Genomic DNA, 25958 nt, shown 5'->3' with positions numbered 1-25958 from the left:
CTACACCACCATCAACTGATGATTCGCCAGCAAGGTGGCGAGGTCGGTATGCACGCCCGTCAGCGTGACCACGTTAGCTGTCGCAAAGCCACCGCCCGTGCCGTCGCGGTCGATCTGCACGATGGTGTCGCTGCCGCTCTGGGTAACTTTGACAAAATCACTGATGTTTCCGGCCTGCGCATCCAGCGTTGCCACGCCGTTGACGTAGCTGGCTTTGCCGTTGCCGGTGTAGCCGCTGCCCTGCAACAGTTCACGAATATCAATGCGGTCGGTGTCGGCGGTGCCTTCCCATGTCCCTACCGTAAAACCATTCACCACGTCCGAACCGTTGCCGCCAGTGGCGTCGCTGGCGTTGAGCAGTTTATAGAGCAAGGTGTCGTGGCCGCCGTTGCCGATGTTGAGCGTGTCGTTACCGCCGCGCCCTTCCAGTTGGTTATCGCCCGTGCTGCCGGTCAGAGTGTCGTTAAAATTCGAGCCGGAAATGCCTTCGATATTGGTAAATGTCGAGGTGTTAAAACCGGTGGCCTGGGCGGCGGTGCTGCTTAAGTTAGCGGTCACGCCCACCGTCGATAGCCGAAAATCAACCACGTCCATCCCACCGTTTGCCAGCCAGGTTCCGGTGCCAGAGCTGTACACCCAGCCGCCGGAGCCGTCGTAAGTGTCGGTGCCTGCGGTGGCGAAGAAGGTGTCGTTATAACCGGTGCCGACGAACTTGCCGTTGTTGCTCGCGGTGCCCGCTTCGGCGCTGAGATCGTAAGCGTGGGTAGCATCGGTGGCCTGTAAGCCGCCCCAGCTGGTATTGACCGTCTGGTCAATATTGCTGGCAGTCGCGCCAGCGGATTTGATCAGCACGGCGTTGTAGGTTTCTCCGGCATTCAGCCCGTAGAAATTGACCAGCGCCGAGGTGTCGTTAACCCCCATCCCCGACTGCGGGTTGATGATTTGCGTGGCGACCAGCACACCCGCCGAGTTGTACAGTTTTACGGTATTGCCGTAATAGACGTTAATGCCGTTGGGATCGGTGATGCGCAGGTGCAGCGAAGTGCCGTAGCTCACCGTGTTGGTGTTGCGGATCAGGAACACGCTGCCAGACTGTTTGGTCACCAGTACATCCACCGCGCCGTCCCAGTCGTAGTCCATTGCCGCCACGCCGCTGGTGGTGCCGCTCTGGCTGCCGCCGAGTACCGACTGCGTCCAGTTGCTGGCCCCGCCAACGTTGGTGTAAAGGTAGGACTGTCCGGTCTGGGCAATACGGGCGATATCCATCAGGCCATCGTGGTTCCAGTCCACCGCCACGCTGAACTGGCTGGCATAGGTGGTTGCCGTTGCCCCCACCGCCACCGGATTACCCAACACGCCGTTGGTATTGAATAACAGCGAGCCGTAGTTAGCTCTTCCCTGGCTGGCGGGCAGGAAGAGATCCATATCGCCGTCGCCATCGAAATCCGCCCAGGTCATGGAGACAGACGTCGAGTTACCGCCGCTGCCTGCAACGCTGAGGAAGGTGTTGATGGTGTTCTGCCCCCAGACAAACGTGCCGTTGCCCTGGCTGATAAGCGACGAAAGGGTGTAGTAGTTATTCAGGTTGAAGGTGTGCTGAACCAGGTCTACCCTGCCGTCATTGTTGAGATCGACGCCGGAACCTTCGTTAAGGGAAAGATAGCCGTTTACTACCCCGCCGACCGTGGCGCTCCCTCCGTTGTTGGCGGTGGTGGAGTTGCCTACCAGCGTGCCTGCGTTATTCCACAGGAAGGTGTTGGAGTCCGGCCCGCCCGCGTCGCCAATCCAGAAATCGAGATAGCCGTCGCCCTCTTTATCAAACGCCACAATCGAGCCGTACCACGTCAGGGTGCCGACGTTCACCTGAATCGCACTGGAAAAGGTGCCGTCGCCGTTATTGGTAAAGCCGTTGATATACCCCGTGCCGTAGTCATCGCGGGTAATAAACAGATCGCCCGTGCCGTTACGATCGTAATCGGCAATGGAACTGGTGGCGTAGTTGTTACCGCTTTGCACCAGCGTCAGTGCGGTCTTCGACCAGGTTAACGGGTCGGTTGATTGCATAATTTGCTGGTTTGCCAGCACCGTCCACATCCCGTGGTTGTCGAGGCCATAGGTCAGCCCCCAGGCCGTTGTTTTATTGGCGGTTGTCCAGGCTGGCGTGTAATCAATTGCCGCGTTGACCGTCACCGAGCCGTTGCTGACGTTAGCGGTGTTGCCGTTGCCCGCCGAGCTTTTCACCTGCGCGGTGACGTTATAAGCGGTTGCGGACGCCGCCAGCACATCGGTATCCGGCAGTTGCACATACCAGGTGTTGTGCGCCGGATCGACTACCACCGCACCGCCCGGCTGCGAGGTGTAGGTTTTGCCGTTGATGACCACTTCGACATACTGCCCGCTGGCGAGCGCGGCAGTGATCACCCCGCTGATAATTGGCGTGGTGTCACGCGTGGTCTGGCTGGTGATTTGCGCCAGCGTGGTCGGAATAGAGGTATCCACCGTCAGGATAAAATCACTGGAAGAGGTGATATTCCCTGCCAGATCCACTACCCGCGCACTGTAGGTATACGCACCGCTGACCAGCCCGCTGTCGCTGTAGGTCCAGTTCAGTGCGCCGACCATCGTTACCGCACCTAACAACAAGCCGTTGCGGTAGAGGTAAACCACTTCGCCGCTGGCCAGCGGGCCGGAGAGCACGCCGTTCAGCAGTGGCGTGGTATCGTCGGTGGCCTGCGAACTGCTTAACGTCCCCTGTCGCTGCCCGACATCATCGGTATACGACACAATAGTCGGCGTGGCGGTGGGGTTAATCGTATCGACCACCACCGTTTTCGACACCACCGGGCCGGTATTCCCCGCCAGATCCAGCACCCGCACCTGATAAACGTAGCTGCCATCTGTCAGCGTGCGGCTGTCGGTGTAAGTCCACTGCGTGCCGTTGGTAGTGAGCGTGGTCCAGGTCGCACCGCCATCAAGGCTAATCTGCGCCACTTCGCCGCTGGCAAGCCCCGCCCCCAGTGACCCCGTCAACGTGAGCGTGGTATCACTGGTGATAAAGTCGGTGGACGAACTCCCCGTGTCGGTGCTGATGCTGGCGATAGTGAGCACCTGCGCCGGGTTAACGGTGTCGATCTGCGCCGTCTGACTGCCCGTTGCGCCAACGTTGCCTGCCAGATCGACCACCCGCACCTGCCAGGTTGTCGTGCCGTTAGTCAACGTGCGCCCATCAGCGTATGTCCAGTTCAGGCCGTCCGCTGCCAGCGTCACATTCACCCATGTAGCGCCGTTGTCGGTGCTGATTTGCGCGAACTCATTAGCCCCTAGCGCCGCGCCCAGTACGCCGCGCACGGTAAGCGTGGTATCGCTGGTAATAAAATCGCTGCTGCTGGCTCCGGTGTCATCGCTGATGCCGGTAATGGTGATGCTTTTCGCCGCTTCCGGGCTGGTGGTATCGACCACCACGTTTTGCGTCGCGGTCTGCCCGACATTCCCCGCCAGATCCACCACCCGCACCGTGTAGTTCCAGATGCCGTCGGTAAGCGTGCGACCATCGGCGTAGCTCCAGCTGGTGCCGATAACGGTTAAGGTTGTCCAGGTGACACCGCCGTCGAGGCTGATTTGCGCCCGTTCATCGGCGGCCAGCGCCGCGCCGAGCGTCCCGCGCACGGTCAGCGTCGTGTCGCGAGTAACAAAATCGCTGCTGCTTAAACCGGTGTCATCACTGATGCCCGCAATGGCGATGGTTTTGCTCGCCAGCGGCGCGCTGGTGTCAATGGTGACAATCTGGCTGGCGGTCGCGCCGATATTTCCGGCGGTGTCGATAACCCGCACCTGATAGTTGTAGTTGCCGTCGCTCAGCGTGCGCCCGTCAAGGTATGTCCAGGTCAAACCGCTTACGGAAAGATTCTGCCAGGTTGTACCGCCGTCGATGCTGATTTGCGCGAACTCACCAGCAGCCAGCGTCGCCCCCAACGAGCCGCTCACCGCAAGCGTCGTGTCGCTGGTGACAAAATCGTTAGTGATCAATCCGGTATCGGTGGTGATCGCGCTGATAGCGATGGTTTTCACCGCTGGATCTGGCGCGATGGTGTCGATCACCACATTCTGGCTGTCAGTCGCGCCGACGTTGCCCGCCGCGTCAATCACCCGCACCTGATAGAGATAATTGCCATCAGTCAGCGTGCGGCTGTCGTTATAGCGCCAGGTCGTGCCAGTGACGGTGAGCGTGCTCCAGGTTGCGCCGCCGTCGATACTGATTTGCGCCGTCTCGTTACTGGCAAGCGCGGCGGTCAGCGAACCGTTGACCACCACCGGGCTGACGCTGGTGATAAAGTCGCTGGCGCTAAGCCCGGTGTCGGTTTGCAGGGAATCGATATTAATACCCATCGCCGGGGCGCTGAGATCGACGGTAATACTGTGATTGCTGCTGCCAGTATTGCCAATGGCGTTGCTCACCGAGGCGTTAATCACGTAGGCGTTGCCGTCCGCCAGCGCAGTGACATCGGCGCTGCCGAGGGTGTAGCTCCAGCTACCACCGGTCTGCACGGTGGTGGTGTAGGTTTTGCCGTTTAAAGTCAGGGTCAGCGTCTGCCCGACCGGCGCGGTGGTGGTGCCGCTGATCACCAGCGACGAACCGTGTTCCGCTGCGTTCACCACATCGTCGCCCGCAAAAGTGTTGATGGTGACGGTAGGCACATCGCCGTTCAACGTGACGCCACGGCTGGCGCTGCCGGGGTTTCCGGCCTGATCGGCGACCGTTGCGCTGATGGTGTAGCTGCCGTCGCTTAATCCGGCAAACTGCTGCGCCGGAATAAACACCGACCAGCTTCCGCCGCTGCCGACCGTTGCGGTCCAGCTCTGACCGTTAAAGGTGACAGTGACCGTCTGACCCACTTCGGCGGTGGTGGTGCCGCTGATGGTCTGCCCGGCAAGCTGCTCGGCGTTGTTGATAATATCGTCGCCCGCTACCGTGGCGATGGTGACCGTCGGCGCAACGGTATCGACGGTCAGGGCGTGCGTGGTTTGACCGGGGTTACCGGCGCGATCGTTCACGCTGGCGGTAATGGTCTGCGCGCCCTGACCGAGCGCTGCCAGATCCGCCGCAGGCACGTTCAGCGCCCAGGTGCCATTGGCAGCAACCGTGGCGGTGTAGGTTTTGCCGCCAAAGGTCACGGTGACCGTCTGCCCCACTTCCGCGCTGGTCGAGCCGTTAAGGGTTAACGGCTGCTGCTGTTCGGCGGCGTTGAGTCGGTCGTCCGTTGAAACGGTGTTAATGCTGATAATCGGAGCGGTGAGATCTACCGCCACGCTGCGCGAGGCCGTGGCGCTGTTTCCGGCGCTGTCCTGGGCGGAAGCGCTGACCGTGTAGCTGGTGCCATCCGCCAGTGCCGCGACGTCCGCCGCAGGCACGTTCACACTCCAGCTCCCGTTGCTTTGAATGGTAGCGTTGTAGCCTTTGCCGTTAAGCAACACGGTCACCACTGTACCTGCGGCAAAGTTCGTTCCGGTGCCGCTCAGGGTCAGCGCGCTGCCTGCTTCGGCGGCGTTAATGAGGTTATCGCCGCTGATGGTGCTTACCGAGAGCGACACTGCCGCCGTGTTCACCTGCACGTTGTGCGTCTGCGTGCTGCTGTTGCCTGCGCTGTCGGTGATAGTGGCGCTGATGGTCACCGTGCCATCCGTAAGGCCGGAAATCACACTGGCTGGCACGCCGACGCTCCAGTTGCCGCTGGCATCGGTGCTGGTAACGTACTGCTGTCCGGCGATAGTCACCACCAGGCGGTCGCCCGCTACCGCGCCCGTGGCGGTGCCGCTGATAATCTGCGCCTGGTTATGTTCGACGTTGTTAATCACATCATCGCCCGCCACGGTGTTAAAACTGATGACGGGCGCGGTGGTATCGACGGTCACGCCTTTGCTGGCGCTGCCAGGGTTACCCGCCAAATCGCTGACCGTGGCGGTGAGGGTGTAGCCGTTATTGGCAAGCGCGGTTAAGTCGCTGGCGGGCAGCGTTAAGCTCCAGCTACCGTCCACCTGCACCATGGTCTGGTAGGTAGTGCCGTTGAGCGTGACGGTGAGCGTCTGCCCCGTTTGCGCCGTGCTGGTGCCGGATACCGTTACGCCCGCCGCCGCTTCGCTGGCATTGATGATGTTATCGCTGGCAATGGTGTTGATGGTCACCGATGGCGCGGCACTATCGACGCTATATTCGTGCGTGGCCGTGGCGCTGTTGCCGTTGACGTTAGTCACCCGCACCTGGGCGCTGGCATCGCCATCACGCAACGTCGCCATATCCGCAGCCGGAACGGTGGTGCTCCAGCTACCGTTTGCCGCCACCGTGGTGGTGTAGGTTTTGCCGCCAAAGGTCACAGTGACGGTTTGCCCCGCTTCTACGCCGGACGTGCTACCGGAGAGCGTTAACGCCGCGCCTTTTTCGGCGGCGTTTATCACATCATCGCTGGTGATGCTGTTCATGCTGATGGCGACGGCGGTGAGATCAACGGTCAGCGGATGGGTAATGCTGGTTTGCGTTCCGGCACTGTTCGCTCCGCTAACGGTAATGTTCAGCGTTCCCGCAGGCCAGTTGCTGACATCCGCCGCCGGAACGCCGACGCTCCAGCTGCCGTTTGCCAGCACTGTGGCGGCGTAAGTTTGGTTATTAATCACCACGGTCAGCGCTGTGCCTGCCGCAAAGCCGGAGCTGCTGCCAGTAATCACCTGCGCCTGAGCGTGTTCGATGATATTGACCACATCATCGCCTGCAACGGTATCGACTCGCAGACCGGGCAGACTGGCGTCGATGGTGATATCGCGCGTGCCGCTGCCGGTGTTGCCAACGGCGTTGGTCACCGAGGCGTTAACGGTTAACTCACCGTTACCCAACGCCTGCCAGTCGGCGGCAGGCACGCTCACATTCCAGCTTAAATCAGCCTGCACGGTTGCGGTGTAAGTTTTACCGCCCAGTTCAACGGTGACGGTACTGCCCGCCGCCGCCCCGGTTACCTGGCCGCTGATAGTTTGCGCGCTACCGACTTCGGCGGCATTGATAATGTCGTCCGTCGCCACCGGATTAATGGTGACGCCCGGCAGCGCGGTATTGACCTGCACGTTATGGCTGGCGGTGCTGCTGTTACCCTGAGCATTGGTGACGCTCGCCGTCACGCTGTAGGTCGCTTCGCCCAGCGCACTGACCGCAGAGGCAGGTACGGTAATGCTCCAGTTGCCGGAGGCGTCGGTAGTGGCGCTGTAGTTTTGTCCGTTCAGCGTCACGGTGATCGCCGTACCCGCAGGCTGATCGCTGGTGCCGGAAAGCGCCAGATTCGATCCTTTTTCCGTCGCGTTGATCACATCATCGCCCGCGATGGTGTTGATGCTAATCACTGGCGCGCTGAGGCTGACGGTCACGGTGCGGCTGGCGTCGTCGCTGTTACCCGCCCGATCGCTGACGCTGGCAGTGATGGTCTGCGCACCGCTACCCAGTGCCGTAACATCCGCCGCCGGAACACCAACGCTCCAGTTACCGGAGGCATCCAGCGTGGTGGTGTAGGTTTTTCCGTTGAGCACAACGCTCACCACATCGCCCGCTTCCCCGCCGCTGCTGGTGCCGGAGATCACCAGCGCCTGCGCGTGTTCGGCATCGTTGATGATGTCATCGCCTGCCACTGTGTTAATGGTGAGAACCGGCGCGGTGGTGTCTACCGCCAGATTATGGCTGGCGCTGCCGGGGTTGCCTGCTTTGTCGTTGACCGCGGCGCTGACGGTGTAATTGCTTGCGGTCAGCGCGCCTAAGGCTGAAGTAGGAACACTGACGCTCCAGCTACCGTCCGCCTGTACATTGCCGCTATAGGTTGCGCCATTAAGGGTGACGGTGACCGTCTGCCCGGTTTCGGCGGTGCTGGTGCCGCTGAGGGTGAGCGGGCTTCCGGCCTCCGTGGCGTTAAGAATGTCATCGCTGGCGATGGTGTTTATGGTCAGCGTCGGCGCGCTGGCATCGACGCTGTACGCATGCGTTGCCGAAGCGTTATTGCCGCTCGCGCTGCTGACGCTGGCCTGCACGTTCGCCGCGCCGTCTGGCAAGGTTGCCAGATCTGCCGCCGGAACGTTCACACTCCAGCTTCCGTTGGCGGCGACGCTTGCGGTGTAGGTTTTGCCGCCAAAAGTGACGGTGACGGTTTGCCCGCTTTCAATCCCGCTGGTGCTGCCGGAAAGGGTCAATCCGGCACCTTTTTCGGCAGCGTTAATCACGTCGTCGCTGGCAACGGTGTTGATGCTGATTGCCACCGCCGTTAAATCGACGGTGAACGGATGGCTGACGCTGACCGGATTTCCGGCGCTGCTCTGTCCTACCACATCAACGGCCAACGGCCCCGCTGGCCATGCGCTAACGTTCGCCGCCGGAATGCCGACGCTCCAGCTACCGTCAGCCTGTACCGTGGCGGCATAGGCCACACCGTTAATGGTGACCGTCAGCGCTGCGCCTGCATTCAGGCCGCTACTGCCGCCGGTGATCACCAGCGCCTGCCCGTGTTCGATGCTGTTGACGATATCATCACCCGCGACGGTATCCACGCGCAGACCTGGCAGGTTGGCGTCAATGGTGATATCTCGCGTGCCGCTGCCCGTATTGCCATTCGCGTTGGTCACCGAGGCGTTAATGGTCAAATCGCCATTGCCCAGCGCCTGGAGATCGGCTGCCGGAACGCTGATACTCCAGCTTAAGTTGCCCTGTACCGTGGTAGTGTAAGTGTTGCCGCCCAGCGTCACGGTAACCGTATCGCCTGCGGCGGCTCGGGTCACCACCCCGCTGATGGTTTGATCGGCGCCCGCTTCAGCGGCGTTGATAATATCGTCGCCTGCCACGGTGTTGATGGTGACGCCCGGCAGGCCGCTGTCGACCAGTAAATTCGCCTGGCTGCTGGCAGTGTTACCCACCGTACTGGTGGCACTGGCGCTGACGGTATAGTTGGCCTGGCCTAGAGCCGCCAGATCGCTGACCGGAACGGTTAAGGTCCAGTTGCCCGCCGCGTCGGTGGTGGTGCTGTAGTTATGACCGTTGAGCGTGACGGTAACCTGTGCGCCCGTCGCCAGCCCCGTACTGCTACCGCTGATGGTCAACGGCTGGCCTTTTTCATCGGCGTTCAGGACGTTATCGCCGCTGATGGCGTTAAAGGTAATTGACGGCAGACCCGTATTGACCGTCACCTGATGGGTGGCGCTGCCGCTGTTACCTCCGGCATCGGTCACGCTGGCGTTAATGGTCACCGTGCCGTTCGCCAGCGCCGAGACGACGCTTGCCGGAACGCCGACGCTCCAGTTACCGCTGGCATCCAGCACGGTGGTGAAGGTATTGGTGCCAATAGTCACCGTCACGGTGCTACCGGTTGCCGCACCCGTGGCGGAGCCGCTGATGATCTGCGCCTGGGCGTGTTCCGTCGCGTTGATCACATCATCGCCCGCCACCGTGTTGATGGTGACGACCGGAACGGAAGTATCCACCGTCAGGTTATGGTTAGCGGAGGCCGGGTTTCCGGCTTTGTCGCTCACCGCCGCGCTGACGGTGTAGTTGCTGGCGGTCAAGGCGCTTAACGCTGCTGGCGGCACGCTGACGCTCCAGCTACCGTCCGTTTGTACCGTGCCGGTATAATTTGCGCCATTGAGCGTGACGGTAACCGTTTGCCCCGCTTCCGCCGAACTGCTGCCGTTGATGGTCAGCGCCGTACCCGCTTCGGTGGCGTTAAGAATGTCGTCGCCCGCAATGGTGTTGATGGTCACCGTTGGCGCGCTGGCATCGACGCTGTACGCGTGGGTAGTGGTGGTGGTGTTGCCATTAACATTGCTGACGCTGGCCTGTGCGCTGGCATCGCCATCACGCAGGGCTGCCATATCCGCCGCCGGAACCGTGGCGCTCCACGAACCGTTCGCCGCAACGCTTGCCGTATAGCTTTTGCCGCCAAAGGTGACGGTGACCGTTTGCCCGGCTTCGACGCCGGAAGTGCTGCCGGAGAGTGTTAACGCCGCGCCTTTTTCAGCGGCGTTTATCACATCATCGGCGGTAATGGTGTTAATGCTGATGGCGATCGCCGTGAGATCGACGGTGACCGGGTGCGTGACGCTGACCGGATTTCCGGCTGTGGTGCTACCGCTCGCCGTAATCGTGACCGTCCCCGCAGGCCAGGCGCTGACATCCACCGCCGGAACGCCGACGCTCCATGAGCCATCGGCTAAAACCGTTGCGCTATAGGTCTGGCTATTAATCGAAACCGTGAGTACCGCACCCGCTGCCAGTCCAGAACTGCTGCCGGTTACCACCAGTGCCTGCCCGTGCTCGATAATATTCACCACATCATCGCCAGCGACCGTATCGACCCGCAGACCTGGCAGATTAGCGTCAATGGTAATGTCGCGCGTACCGCTGCCAGTATTGCCCACGCTGTTTGTCACCGTGGCCGAAATGGTCAACTCACCGTTGCCCAACGCCTGTAAAGCGGCTGCCGGAACACTCATACTCCAGCTTAAATTGGCCTGCACTGTCGCCGTGTAAGTCTCGCCACCCAGCGTGACGGTCACCGTGTCGCCCGCCGCTGCGCCTGTAACCTGACCGCTGATAGTTTGATCTGCCCCTGCTTCGGCAGCGTTAATAATATCGTCCGTTGCCACAATGTTAATGGTGACGCCCGGCAGCGCGGTATTAACCTGCACGTTATGGCTGGCGGAACCGCTGTTGCCAGCGGAGTCAATAGCTGCGGCGGTCACCGTGTAAGTGGCTTCACCAAGCGCGCTCACAGCGGACGCCGGAACGGTCACGCTCCAGTTACCGGAGGCATCGGCTGTGGTGGTGTAATTTTGCCCGTTAAGCGTAACGGTTACCTGCGTACCCGCAGGCTGGTTGCTGCTGCCGGAAATCGCCAGATCCGCGCCTTTCTCGGTGGCGTTGATAATGTCGTCGACGGCGATGGTGTTAATGCCGAGCACCGGAGCGCCGAGCGCCACGCTGACAGTGTGCGAGGCTGTGCCGCTGTTGCCTGCAGAGTCGGTGACCGTGGCGGTAATGGTCACATCGCCCTGCGCCAGTGCGGAAATCACGCTGGCAGGCACGCCGATGCTCCAGTTGCCGTTGGCGTCCAGCACGGTGTTGTAGGTGGTCGTGCCAATCGTCACAGAAACCGTGTTACCAGTCGTCGCGCCCGTTGCCGAGCCGCTGATAATCTGCGCCTGAGCATGTTCCGTGGCGTTAATGATGTCATCGCCCGCTACCGTGTTGATGGTAACGACCGGAGCGGCAAGGTCCACCGCCAGATTATGCGTTGCCGAGGCCGGATTTCCGGCTTTGTCGCTGACCGCCGCGTTGACGGTATACGGGCTGGCGGTGAGATTCGCTAAATCGCCAGTCGGTACGCTGACGCTCCAGCTACCGTCTGCCTGTACATTGCCGCTGTAATTAACGCCGTTTAGCGTCACGGTCACCGCCTGCCCGGCTTCTGCCGTGCTGGTGCCGCTGATGGTCAGCGCGGTTCCGGCTTCAGCGGCATTAAGAATATCGTCCGTGGCGATGGTGTTGATAGTAACGGAGGGCGCAGTGACATCGACACTATAAACATGCGTTGCCAGGGCGTTGTTACCAGCTACGTTGCTGACGCTGGCTTGTACGTTTGCTGCGCCATCTGGCAAAGCGGCGAGATCGGCGGCTGGGATCGTCAGCCCCCAGGTATTATCCGCCGCAACCGTGGTGGTGTAGCTTTTGCCGCCGAAAATAACGGTGATGGTCTGCCCCGCTTCCACACCGGAGGTGGTGCCGGAGAGCTGCAAATCGCTGCCTTTTTCGGCGGCGTTAATCACATCGTCGCCGGAAAGTATATTGATGGTGATAGCGACGGCAGCGAGATCGACCGTGATCGGATGGCTAATGCTGGTTGTCGTTCCGGCGGTGTTGGTGCCTGTAACCGTAATATCGACCGTCCCCGCTGGCCAGTTAGCGACGTCCCCAACCGGAACACCGACGCTCCAGGTGCCATCGGCGAGTACCGTTGCGCCGTAGGTGACGCTGTTGATTTCCACTGTCAGTGGCGTTCCCACCGCCAGTCCGGTGCTGCTGCCGGTTACCACCAGTGCCTGACCGTGTTCGATAATATTGACCACATCATCGCCTGCTACGGTATCGACGCGCAGACCAGGCAGATTGGCATCTATCACGATGTCGTGTGTGGCGGTGCCAGTATTGCCTGTGGTGTTGGTGACCGAGGCGCTGATGGTCAGCTCACCGTTGCCCAGCGCCTGCAAATCTGCCGCCGGCACGCTGACGCTCCAGCTTAAATCTGGTTGCACGGTAGCGGTATACTGGTTGCCACCAAGCGTGACCGTCACCGTATTCCCCGCCTCCGCCGTTCCCGTGACCTGACCGCTAATAGTCTGGTTAACAGCGATTTCAGCGGCGTTGATAATGTCATCGCCTGCCACGGTATTAATGATTACCCCAGGCAGGAGCGATTCGACATTCACCGTATGGGTGGTACTGCCGCTGTTGCCCGCGCTGTCGGTGGCGCTGGCGCTAATCTGGTACACCGCCTCGCCCAATGCACCCACAGCCGAAGCAGGCACGGTGATGCTCCAGTTGCCAGAACCATCAGTGGTGGCGCTGTACGCCAGACCGTTCAACATCACGGTGACCGTGGTGCCTGTCGCCAGACCGCTGGAGCCGCCGCTGATGGTCAGATCCTGGGTTTTCTCGGTATTGTTAATGATGTCATCGCCGGAGACGATATTGATGGTCAGCGTCGGGCCACTGAGATCAACGGTCACATCGTGAGTCGTGCTGTCGCTGTTGCCCGCGCGATCGATCAGGCTGGCGGTGATGGTCTGGCTGCCGGTTGCCAGCGCCGTGACATCCGCCGCCGGAATACCCACGCTCCAGTTACCGGAGGCATCCAGCGTGGTGGTGTAGTTTTTACCGTTGAGCGTGACAGTTACCACATCGCCCGCTGCCGCGCCCGTACTGGTTCCGCTGACGACCAGCGCCTGACCGTGTTCGATGGCGTTGATAATGTCATCGCCCGAAACGGTGTTAATGGTGAGATCCGGCGCGGTGACATCCACCGCCAGCGCGTGGTCGACGCTTGCCGGGTTACCCGCTTTATCGCTCACCGTCGCAGTCACGGTATAGCTGCTGGCGGTTAATCCGCTCAAATCCGTTGCCGGAACGTTCACGCTCCAGGTGCCATCCGCCTGAACGGTGGTCTGGTACGTGTTGTTATTGAGCGTGACGGTCAGCGTCTGTCCGGCCTGCGCCGTGGTGGTGCCGCTGATGGTGATCCCCGCGCCCGCTTCGCTCACGTTGAGAATATCGTCGCTGGCGATGGTGTTGATGGTCACAAGCGGCGCGGTGGCATCGACGCTGTACGCACGATCGGCCTGAGCACTGTTGCCGTTAATGTTGCTGACGCTCGCCTGCACGTTGCCCGCGCCGTCAGGCAGCGCGGCGAGATCGGCAGGCGGCACATTCACCGTCCAGCTACCGTTGGCTTCCACGGTGGTGGTGTAATTTTTGCCGCCAAAGGTCACGGTCACCGTTTGCCCGGCTTCCACACCGCTGGTGCTGCCGCTTACGACCAGCGTTTCGCCTTTTTCGACGGCGTTGATCACATCATCACCAGAGAGAGTGTTAATGGTGATGGCGACCGCCGCCAGATCGACGGTAACCGGATGAGTTATGGTGGAGGTTGTTCCGGCGCTGTTGGTGCCGCTTACGGTTATATCCACCGTACCCGCAGGCCAGTTGCTGACGTCTGCCGCCGGAACACCGAGGTTCCATGTGCCGTCGGCTAACACCGTCGCGGCGTAAGTCACATTATTGATAACGACCGTTAACGCCGTTCCCACCGTTAATCCGTTGCTGCTCCCGGTGATCACCAGCGCCTGATTGTGCTCAATGCTGTTTATGACATCATCGCCCGCCACCGTATCGACGCGTAAGCCAGGCAGATTGGCGTCGATTGTGATATCCCGCGAGCCGCTGCCCGTGTTGCCAACGCCATTGGTGACCGAGGCGTTAACTGTCAGAGAACCGTTGCCCAGCGCCTGAATATCCGCCGCCGGAACGTCCACGCTCCAGCTTAAATTAGCCTGCACCGTGGCGGTGTAGGTGTTGCCGCCCAACGTAACGGTGACCGTATCTCCCTGCGCCGCACCCGTGACCTGGCCGCTGATGGTTTGCGCGTTTCCGGATTCAGCAGCGTTAATAATATCGTCGGTCGCCACCGCGTTAATGGTGACGGCAGGCAAGGCGCTGTTGACCAGCACGTTATGGCTGGCGGAATTGCTGTTGCCTGCCGTGTCAGTGACGTTTGCGGTTACCGTGTAGTTAGCTTCACCCAGCGCGCTAACCGCTGACGCTGGCACCGTGGCGCTCCAGTTGCCGTTGCTATCGGTAGTGGCGGTATAATTTTGCCCGTTCAGCGTCACCGTAATGGTGGTGCCTGCGGGCTGATTACTGGTGCCAGTAATTTGCAGATCCGCGCCTTTTTCCGTGGCGTTAATCACGTCATCGCTGGCGATAGTGTTGATGCCAATGGTTGGCGAGGTGAAATTCACAGTGACCGTGCGGCTGGCATCATCGCTATTACCCGCGATATCCGTAATGGTGGCGGTGATGGTTTGCGGGCCGCTGCCCAGCGCGGTGACATCTGCCGCCGGAACGCCGACGCTCCAGTTGCCGGAGGCGTCCAGTGTGGTGGTGTAGGTTTTACTGTTTAACGTGACGGTGATGACATCGCCCGCTTCGCCACCAGTGCTGGAACCGGAGATCACCAGCGCCTGCCCGTGTTCGGTGGCGTTAATAATGTCATCGCCGGAGACGGTGTTGATGGTCAGCACTGGAACAGTGAGATCCACCGCCAGACCGTGAGTTGCGGACGCCGGGTTACCCGCTTTGTCGTTTACCGAGGCGCTGACCGTGTACGGGCTGGCGGTCAGATTGCTGAGATCCGCCGTCGGTACGCTGACGCTCCAGCTGCCGTCCGCCTGGACGGTGCCGCTGTAAGTCACGCCATTAAGCGTGACGGTTACCGTCTGCCCCGCTTCGGCGCTACTGCTGCCGCTGATGATTAGCGGATTGCCCGCCTCGGCGGCGTTCAGAATATCGTCAGTGGCGATGGTGTTAATGGCAAGCGTCGGTGCCGTAGCATCGACGCTGTAGGCGTGCGTTGCCGAAGCCGTGTTGCCGTTAACGTTGCTGACGCTGGCCTGCACGGTGGCGTCACCGTCGCGTAACGCGTTGAGATCGGCGGCGGGTACGGTGGTTGTCCAGCTACCATCACCTGCTACGGTGGCGGTGTAGGTTTTTCCGCCAAAGATGACGGTGACCGTTTGCCCCGCTTCCACGCCGGAGGTGCTGCCGGAAAGGGTTAAATCTGCCCCTTTTTCGGCAGCGTTAATCACATCGTCGCCGGAAACGGTGTTAATGGAGATCGCCACCGCCGACAGATCGACGGTGACCGGATGAGTGATAGTGACCGGGTTTCCTGCGCTACTGGCGCCAGAAACCGTGATATTCACCGTCCCCGCAGGCCAGTTGCCCACATCTGCTGCCGGAACACCAACGCTCCATGTGCCATCGGCTAATACGGTCGCAGCGTAAGTGACCGTGTTAATCACCACCGTCAGCGCCGCGCCCGTCGCCAGCCCGCTGCTGCCACCGGTTATCACCAGCGCCTGAGCGTGCTCGATGCTATTGACCACATCATCGCCCGCCACGGTGTCGACGCGCAGACCAGGCAAATTGGCGTCGATAGTAATGTCTCGCGAACCGCTGCCAGTATTGCCAACGCCGTTGGTTACCGAGGCGTTAACCGTCAGCTCGCCATTACCGATGGCCTGAATATCTGCCGCCGGAACGTCCACGCTCCAGCTTAAATTCCCTTGCACGGTAGCAGTGTAGGTTTTGCCACCCAGCGTTACGGTGACGGTATCGCCCGCCGCCGCGCCCGTCACCTGACCGCTGATGGTCTGTGCCACGCCCGATTCGGCGGCGTTAATAATGTCGTCGTTCGCCACCGGATTAAGGGTGACGCCCGGCAGCGCAGTATTCACCTGCACGTTATGGCTGGCGGAATTGCTGTTGCCTGCGCTGTCGGTGACGTTCGCCGTCACCGTGTAGCTGGCTTCGCCCAGCGCACCGACGGCGGATGCTGGCACCGTGGTGCTCCAGTTGCCTGCGGCGTCCGTCGTCGCGATGTAATTTTGCCCGTTAAGCGTCAGCGTAATTGTGGTGCCTGCGGGCTGGTTACTGGTGCCGGAAATTTGCAGATCTGCGCCTTTTTCGCTGGCGTTAATCACGTCATCGGTGGCGATGGTGTTGATGCCAATGGTCGGCGCGGTAAGGTTAACGGTGACCGTGTGCGTCTCGCTGTCGTTGTTGCCTGCCGCATCGGTAACGCTCGCCGTTACGGTTTGCGGGCCGCTGCCCAGCGCCGTGACATCCGCCGCCGGAACGCCGACGCTCCAGTTGCCGGAGGCATCAAGCGTCGTGGTATAGGTTTTACTGTTTAGCGTGACGGTGACGATATCCCCCGCTTCCCCGCCGGTACCGGAACCAGAAATCACCAGCGCCTGTCCGTGCTCGGCGGCGTTAATAATATCATCACCCGCAATGGTGTTGATGGTCAGCACCGGAACGGTGAGATCCACCGCCAGATTATGCGTGGTGCTCGCCGGGTTGCCCGCTTTGTCATTGACCGTCGCCGTCAGGGTGTGGCTGCCATCGGTCAACGCCTCAAGATCTGCCGCCGGAATATTAATGCTCCAGCTACCGTCGGCCTGTACCGTTGCCTGATACGTCTGCACGGTCGGGCTGTTAAGCGTTATCGTAACAATCTGCCCCGCTTCGGCGGTGGTGCTGCCGCTCACCGTCACTCCCGCGTCGGCTTCACTGGCGTTGACGATATTGTCGCTGGCAACGGTATTGATAATGATGGTTGGCGCGCTGCTGTCGACGCTGTAGCTATGCACCGCCGAGGCGCTATTGCCGTTGACGTTGCTGACGCTGGCCTGCGCGGAGGCGCTGCCATCGGTTAATGACGCCAGATCGGCGGCGGGAACAGTGGCGGTCCAGCTACCATCGCTCGCCACGGTAGCGGTGTAGTTTTTACCGCCAAAGGTCACGGTGACCGTTTGCCCGGCTTCTACATTCGTGGTGGTGCCGGAAAGCGTTAAATCAGCGCCTTTTTCTGCGGCGTTAATCACATCGTCCGTGGCGATAGTGTTGATGGTGATAGCCGCCGGAGTGAGATCCACCGTTACCGGATGCGTAATGCTTATCGGATTTCCGGCGCTACTTTCCCCGGAGACGGCAATATTAACCGTCCCCGCAGGCCAGGCGCTAACCTGCGCCGCCGTGACGCCCACGCTCCAGCTGCCATCGGCCTGCACCGCAGTGGTGTATTCCACATTATTAATCGTGACGGTAAGCGGCGTGCCTTCTGCCAGCCCCGAACTGCTGCCGCTAACTACCAGCGCCTGCCCATGTTCGATGATATTGACCACATCATCGCCTGCCACCGTATCGACCCGCAGGCCGGGCAGATTGGCGTCGATGGTGATATCCCGCGTGCCGCTACCGGTATTGCCGTTTTGATTGGTGACCGAGGCATTTGCCGTTAAATCGCCATTGCCCAGCGCCTGAATATCTGCCGCCGGAACGCTCACGCTCCAGCTTAATCCCGGCTGGACGGTGGTGGTGTAAGTATTGCCGCCCAGCGTAATCGTTACCGTGTCGCCAACGGCGGCTCCGGTAACCTGTCCGCTGATGGTTTGCGCTACGCCCGCTTCGGCGGCGTTAATAATATCGTCGGTTGCCACCGGGTTAATGGTCACACCGGGCAATGCGCTGTCGACCAGTACGTTATGGCTGGCGGTGGCGCTGTTGCCGATACCGCTGGTCACCGCTGCCGTTACCGTGTAGTTGGCCTGGCCCAGTGCGGTTACCGCCGAGGCCGGAACCGTCACGCTCCAGTTGCCGGAGGCGTCGGTCGTGGCGGTGTAATTTTGCCCGTTCAGCGTCACGGTGATGGTGGTATTGGCTGGCTGATCGCTGGTACCGGTAATCTGGACATCGGCCCCTTTTTCGCTGGCGTTTATCACATCATCGCCAGCAATGGTGTTAATACCAATCACTGGCGCGGCGGTATCGACCGTGACGGTCAGCGCCTGGCTGCCCGTGTTTCCGGCACGATCGGTTACTGAGACGCTGACAGGATAACTGCCGTCCACCAGCCCACTGACCACCGAGGCCGGAACGCCCAGACTCCAGTTGCCGGAAGCATCCACCACCGTGGTGTAATTCACGTTATTCAGCGTCACGGTGACGATATCGCCCGCCTGTGCGCCAGTAACCGTGCCGCTGATAATTTGCGCCTGGGTGTGTTCCGGCGTGTTGATGACGTTATCGGTCGCCACCGGATTAATGGTCACCACGGGCGGCGTGGCATCGACCAGCGCCACACGTGAGACGCTGGTCGGGTTACCTGCGATATCGTTCACGCTGGCGGTGACCGTGGCGTTGCCGTCAGCCAGTGCGTCAACATTCGCGGCGGGAACGGTCACGCTCCAGGTGCCGTCTGGCTGCACGACGCCCTGATACGTCTGCCCATTCAACGTAACGGTCACCGTCTGCCCCGGCTGGGCGTCGGTGGTGCCAGTGATGGACAGATCCTGCCCACTTTCGGCGGCGTTGATGATGTTGTCGGCAGTCAGTGGATCAATGCTCAACGCCGGGGCCTGACTGTCGACGGTAATGGTGCGGGAGGTGTCGCCAGTGTTACCGCTGATGTTGGTGACGGTCGCGGTGATTTCTGCTGCGCCATCTGCCAGACTACTGACTGTACTGGCGGGGACGGTCAGGCTCCAGCCGCCCCCCGACTGAACGGTGGTAGTAAAGGTTTGCCCGGCGAATTTCACTACCACGGTTTGCCCGGTTTCCACCAACTGCGTGGTGCCAGTCAGCGTTAACGGCGCGCCTTTTTCTGCGGCATTAATAATGTCATCGCCGGAGACGGTATTGATGGTGATAAGCACCGCGCCCGGATTGACTTCCACGCTGCGATCGATGGAAACCGGGTTCCCGGCCGGGTCCGTTGCGCTGGCATTAACCACTATCGTCCCCGGCGTCAGCGCCTGTAAATCTGCCGCAGGCACGCCTACCTGCCAGTTGCCGTTGCTGTCGGTCACCCCCTGGTAGGTGTTGCCACCGAGCAAAACAGTGACCACTCTTCCAGCGGGAAGATTGGTACTACTACCGGTGATGATCAGATTTTGCTGCTGCTCAACGGCATTGATCACATCATCACCCGCGATGGTGTCAATGCGCAGCCCCGGCAGCCCGGCACTGATGGTGATATCAAGCGCGCTGCTGCCTGTATTGCCATGTACGGTGGTAACCGAAGCATTAATGGTTAACGCACCGTCGCCCAGCGCCTGTAAATCTGCCGCCGGAACGTTCACGCTCCAGGTGAGATTGCTGCCCACCGTCGCCGTGTAAGTATTGCCGCCCAGCTCAATAGTTACCGTATCACCCTGCGCCGCACCCACGACGCGCCCACTGAGGGTTTGATCTGCCCCCGCTTCGGCGTTGTTGACAATGTTGTCGCCCGCAAAGGTGTTGATGATCACCTGTGGCAGCACCGTATCGACCAGTAAATTGCTCTGCGCGGTGCCGGTGTTGCCGGTCACATCTGTGGCGCTGGCAGTAATGGTGTAATTGGTATTCGCCAGATTGACAACATCGCTCACCGGAACGCTCAGCGACCAGACGCCGCCGCTAACCTGAGCGCTATACGTGACATTATTCAACGTCACGCTAACCGTGCCGCCGTCCGGTAAATTGCTGGTGCCACTTAACGTTAGCGGCTGCTGAGACTCCAGTGAATTCAGTACGTTATCACCGCTGATAGCATCTATCGACACTTGCGGCGCGACGCCCGCCAGGGTGATGTTATGAGTCGCAGTACCGGTATTACCAGCAGCATCGGTAACCGTGACAATAATATCGTTAGGCCCACGCGCCAGGGTGCGGGTTACCGCTGGATCCAGCGCCACATTCCATGTACCGTCCCCCAGCACTACACCAGTCAGAACAGTAGCACCTAACTTCACGGTGACCGTATCGCCAGGTGAAGCGCCACTGACCTGACCGGAAATAATCTGCGCCACAATCTGTTCAGCGGTGTTAAGAATATCGTCGCCAGCGATGGTATTAACGCTAACCACTGGCGCACTGGTGTCTACCGCGAAATTCGCACTGTTGCTGGTGGTGTTTCCTGCCCGGTCGCTGACGCTGGCGTTAAGCGTGTAGCCACCATCTGCCAGCGCCTGTACCTCTGTCGCAGGCAGCGTCACTTGCCAGGTTCCGTCACTACCGACGGTTGCAGTGTGGGTGACGCCGTTCAGGTTCAGGGTTACGGTTTGCCCCGCTTCCGCATTCGATGTGCCGCTCAGTACCAGCGCGGCGTTATGCTCGGCGGCGCTGACAATGTTGTCCTGGGCGATAGTGTTGATAGCAAGTGTCGGCGGTTGGGTATCGACCGTTAACAGTTGCGCGCCAGTGACCGTATTGCCCGTGGCATCTTTCCCACTGACCAGCACCGCCTGATTCCCTTCTCCTAACGCTTGCGCATCGGCGGTCGGCACCTGCACGCTCCACCCACCGTTAGCCCCAACGGTGGTGGTGTAGGTTTTGCCGTTAAGCGTGACGGTGAGTTCTGTTCCCTGTGCCAGATGGCTACTGGTGCCAGAAAGCGTAAATCCGGCTGCCTGTTCGCTGGCATTAATGATGTTATCGCCTGCGGTGGTGGCGAGCTGTACGGCGGCCTGACTATTGTCGATGGTTAACGTTATCGACCCGGCGTTGGTAATGGTGCTACCGACGATTTGCACCACTGACCAGGTATGTTCGCCCGCGCTTTGCGTGGGCAAATCGACGCTCCAGCGTCCATCGCTACCGACCTGAGTACTGGCGATGGTGTCCCCATTGCTGTCTTTAATCTGGATGGTCGCCCCCGCCTGCCCGCTGCCGCTAAAGGTTGGCGTAGTATCATCGGTGGTATCGTTGGCGGAAAGAATACCGCGTTGATCGCCCTGATTATCGGTTACCAAAAACGATGGCGTGGCGTTGCCGGGTTCGGCTGGCGGTGGGTTGTTAACCACTTCAGTTTTTGAGCCATCATCGCCACCGCTTGCCAGTAAAGCGCCAAGCGCGCCGCCACCTACCGCCGCCCCCGCCAGCCATCCCCACGGGAAAGCCGTCGTCTGACCGACGATATCAAGGTACGGCGCAATGCTTTCAATTGCGGTGGTCTGAGCGGTCAGCTCCACGGGCGCTAATCCACCTGCCGCGGTATCGGCAAATGTTACGTGCGTCAGTTGTTGACCATCGGCAAACACCAGTTCGGATTGTTCGCTGGTATTTGCCGCTTGCAGGAAATAACCGTTGCAGCGGATCACCGTGCCGTCCTGCATATAGATCAACAAGTCATTTCCGTCACGAACATAACGCGCAACGGCAGATGCCTGAGCATGAACCTGCACCACAGAGGGCTCATAAATGACAACCGTAACGTCGCCAGGATTGATCAGCGTTTGTTTGACGGATGTTTTTCGCGAAATAACATCAATAATCAGGCTCATAATGGCATTCCTGATAAATGGCGCACATCCTTAGCGAGTCCATTTATCTAAATAAGACAAAGGTAATCACTCAACAACGATGCATACCTGATATTAATAATGGCAGGATTATTTCAAGTCGGGTAAGTCGTTGTATAAGCCCTGTTTAATTCCCGCTAATGGAATAAGGTTATTAACCGCAGCGGCATAATTCACTGCGGCGACCCAGCCATCATAATTGGCATTTATTTCAGCCGATTGCGCCTGAAAGACATCTTGCTCGACGGTTAATAGATCATTCAGGCTGCGTTTACCCAATTTATATTCATTTTGGTAGACATCTCGCGTTCTGTGCGCACTTTCAGATTGCGCTAACCCAGCCTCTTCACGACCCCGTGCGCCAGTCCAGTTGGCATACGCCACCGACGCTCGTTGAAGCACGTCCAGTTTTGCCTGCTCAACCTGCGAGGCAGAGATTTTTTGTTGCCCTTCGGCTTGTTGCACCTGGGCTGAAACCGCGCCGCCCTGATACAGCGGCGCGTTGACGTTCAGTTGTAACTGATCATCCCAATACGAGCGGTCGCTGGTCTGGTAGCGAGTTTTGCCGCCCTGAATACTGAGCGTAGGCCAGTATTGCGATTTAGTTTTTTCCACGCCGTACTGGGCAGACTGGCGTAGGTTTTCAGCAGCCAGTACCAGAGGGATGGACTGATAGTCGATTTTTTTTAGCGACACTGGCTGTTCGGCTAATGCGGCTGGCGGCGAAGCTATCGCCTCCGGCTGTACGCCTGTGAGCACCGCCAGCTGTGCTTTGGCGCTTGTCATCTGCGCCTGATATTGTTCCAGCGTCGAGCGCATTCCCGCTATACGCGTTTGCGCCTGTAACTCATCGGATGATGAGTTAAGCCCGGCGTTGGCGCGTAGTGCGGCCATGTTGTAGACGTTTTCCAGCGAGTGAATATTACGTTGCGCAGCGTCGCACAAAGCCTGATAGCGGCTAACTTCCATATAAACAGTCGCTGTTTTTTCTGCGACATCGGTTAGGGTTGCCATCAATTTAAAGCGGTAGCTGTCACGAGCGGCAGTTTGCAGTTTGATATCGTTACTGGTTTTACCAAAGTCATACACCAGCTGCGTCAGAGTTATGCCATAAGAAACGTTATTATCAAGCCGGCCGCTGGAGTCCGTTTGCCTGGAAGGCCCCGCATTACCGGTTAAACCGACATGCGGATACCAGGCGCTTTTGGCTTCATCGATTTGCGCTTCGCCAATACCTATCTGCGCCGCCTGTTGGGTGACGTCGGGGTTTCGCGCAAAGGCGCGCAATATGCTTTCCTGTAAGGATAAACTGGCAACCGGCGTAACCGCAGGAGCATTGGCCCATTGCGGTAATGGCGCAGCAAGCGCGTCTCCACCCATCACAATAAAACTGATTAAAAATATCAGACCTTTATTTTTACGGTTTTTTAATTGTAATCGCGCCATAGATAAGTCACTTCCTTCCAGGTCATTATTTTAACTGATCTTTATAACCAGCATCATTTTATTTAAGAAGGGTAATAACTTGTGCATCTCTTTTGTTTTTACGTCCCCCATTAAAAGAAATGCAGTGAAAAAGCTTATACGTTATTTATTAAGAATACACTACGACTTTTAGTTTACCATCATCCTCGTTAAGAATAATCCACGATAAGAAGTGATAGAAATCACAGTTTTATCGTCTATATATCTTTTTTGTGTGAATTATTTATTAAAAGCATAAGCAAGGGATTAAATTAAGGATAAAAAATAAAAGCGCAGTGCAGAAAGCACTGCGCACAAGAAGGTTTATACCGTTTTATTCCGTTTCATTACCATTGCAACAATAAGGCTTAGTAATAGTGCGCCTATAATCCACATCAGCGCACTGCTGCCCAGGGACCACAGGCTGTAAATAAAACCGATAATCACCAACAACATAACCAGCGTACCAACGATGAGGATTGGCAACGAGGCGTGGATATCATGACGCAGGCGGATAGCGACCACAAACACCGCCAGATAGCAGATCAAAAAGGTGGCGCTAGCGACGCTGGCCAGTGAGCCTAAATTCAACGCCGCCGTCATCAGCATGATCAACACCACCACGATGATGTTGCCCCATGTGCTCTGCCGCCACAGGGATTTATTCATTAGCTTCGGCAGTTCATGCTCGCTGCCCATGTTGTCCATAATATTAAATACCGCGAACAGGTTAGCGTTAATGGCTGAAGCCGTCGCCAGTAAAGCACCGATCACCACAATCACATATCCTACATGCCCGAGCAGCGGAGAAGCGGCCTGCGCTACCGCGGTATCGGCATATTTTTCTAACTCTAATGCCGAAACATCGCTAAGCAGTACCAGCGCTAATGCGATGTAAAGCAGCGTAGTCACGCCAATCGCCACCAGAAACGCCCGTGGCATAATGACCGCCGGATCTTTTACTTTATCCGCCGCGTTCGCCATCATGCCAAAGCCCGCGTAGGCAAGGAAGGTAATCCCGATACAGGAGAAGAACGCGCCGGAAGTGGGGGGCGCGGAGACAGAAATGTGCGCAGGTTGTAGCGACCAGACACCCGCAATGATCAACAACAACAGGATCATCATTTTGATGCCAACGAGGATAACTTCCAGTCGGCCTACCGCGTGGTTGCTTAAAGAGTTGAAGAGTGTCATCAGCGCAATGATAGCCAGCGCGTACAGCAAAATAAGATGCTCATCCTGGCTGCCTTCATGCAGAAACTGCACGGCATAAGCACCAAATGCGCGGGCAACCATAGCAATACTCACCGCCAGCGTCATCAGGTAAAGCAAGGATAATGCCAGCGAAAAGACGCCGTTCCCTAATCCCCGGCGAAAGAAGTCAATAATCCCGCCGTTACTGGGATAACTCGCCCCAAGCCGCGCATAGGCATAACCGGAAAACATCGCCACTATGCCGCCAAAGGCAAAAGCGACCCAGGTTGAGGCTTCCATTAACAACGCCGCCTGCCCCAGCAGGGCAAAGATCCCTGCCCCCACCATTGCCCCGATGCCAATGGAAACGACATTCCATAGCCCGAGGGGTTTGTTACCGTTATCACCTTCCGCGTTCATCATGATCAGCCCTTAAACACGTTATAGCCGAGTTGGTTAGCAACAGATGCCACCATTTTCTGACCCCGAACACTGTTACCGTCTTCATCCAGCGGCGGGGAGAACGCGGCAATCCCCATCACGCCAGGTACGACCGCCAGAATGCCGCCGCCAACGCCGCTTTTTCCTGGCAAACCCACGCGATACGCCCAGTCACCGGAGCGACCATACAGCCCTTCCATCATCATTTCGGCCAGAATGTATGGCACGTTGTCGGCCTGCAGAATGCGTTTTTGACTTAGCGGATTAACCCCGCCCGCCGCCAGCGTCGCGCCAAGCGTCGCCAGTTCCACGGTATTGATGAGCGTGGAACATTGGCGAGTGTAGACATCACAGGCTTCCATCGCATCGCAGTAGAGATATCCGGCGGAGTACAGCAGCCAGGCAATAGCGCGGTTATGGAAGTTGGTTGTTTGTTCCGACTGGTTGACTTCGTCAGAGAGCGCGATTTGTTCTCCTGCAAGCTGTTGTTGAATATGTAAAATTCGCTGCCAGCGTTGTTCTGCATTCTCGGCTTTAATCAGACTGACGGCGGCGATAGCCCCCGCATTAACCAGCGGTGATAACGGTTTGCCACCATGAAGTTCTAAGGCAATGACCGAGTTAAAGGGAAGTCCGGTGGGATCTGCGCCAATTTTATCCTGTACTGCCTGCGGGCCGACATCTTCTAACGCGAGGGCTAACGTACAGACTTTGGAGATGGATTCCAGAGCGAAGCGGTAATCACTGTCACCGGCACTATAGATATTGCCATCGCAGGTTACGATAGCGACGCTCGCCAGTTGGCTGGGTACATTCGCCAGAAAGGGGATGTAGTCGGCGTTTTGTCCGCCGCTAAGTGAGTGAAATTGGGTGTACGCCTGATCCACTGCTTGTTGTAATTTGTTTGCATCTAACATCTTTTGTTAACTCCTTTTTATAGATGCGGGAGGTATTTCCTCACCCCGATGCCAGTTTTCAGGCATCCTGATTTAACTTAGCACCCGTACTTTAGATAAAGGAAAACAAAGAGATAAATGTCTAATTCTGATGCTAATTGCGCCAATTTTTTAATCTCTGCCGACTTTTCATTTCGCTGATAAATAATTTCTTGACCTTCCCCTTGCTGGAAGGTTTACCCTTTATCACAGTCAGTCAACACTGTCTTAAAGGAG

4 protein-coding genes are annotated in these 25958 nt (G+C 58.6%); all 4 read right to left on the bottom strand.

The genetic code is table 11. The annotated features are described in order from the left end of the window. The 4 genes from siiEA to glsA all read right to left on the bottom strand — a co-directional run bounded on the left by siiEA (nt 1) and on the right by glsA (nt 25703). Complete coding sequence (siiEA, locus tag FEM44_RS16980; protein ID WP_135523124.1) at nt 1–21669, bottom strand: BapA-related adhesin SiiEA; 21669 nt, start codon at nt 21667–21669, stop codon at nt 1–3. A 108-nt stretch (nt 21670–21777) separates the two neighbouring features. Beyond that, nucleotides 21778–23133 (bottom strand): TolC family outer membrane protein, encoded by a 1356-nt coding sequence (locus FEM44_RS16975; protein WP_138159102.1) that lies wholly within the window; start codon nt 23131–23133, stop codon nt 21778–21780. A 342-nt stretch (nt 23134–23475) separates the two neighbouring features. Next, nucleotides 23476–24768: an APC family permease gene (locus tag FEM44_RS16970; protein WP_135523126.1), complete on the bottom strand. Its 1293-nt coding sequence runs from the start codon at nt 24766–24768 to the stop codon at nt 23476–23478. A 2-nt stretch (nt 24769–24770) separates the two neighbouring features. Continuing rightward, complete coding sequence (glsA, locus tag FEM44_RS16965) at nt 24771–25703, bottom strand: glutaminase A (protein WP_135523127.1); 933 nt, start codon at nt 25701–25703, stop codon at nt 24771–24773. Nucleotides 25704–25958 lie beyond the last annotated feature (255 nt).

The organism is Escherichia sp. E4742 (assembly GCF_005843885.1).
GTDB lineage: Bacteria > Pseudomonadota > Gammaproteobacteria > Enterobacterales > Enterobacteriaceae > Escherichia.
Note: the sequence above shows the minus strand (reverse complement) of the source record. Positions and strands in the feature narration are given on the sequence as shown.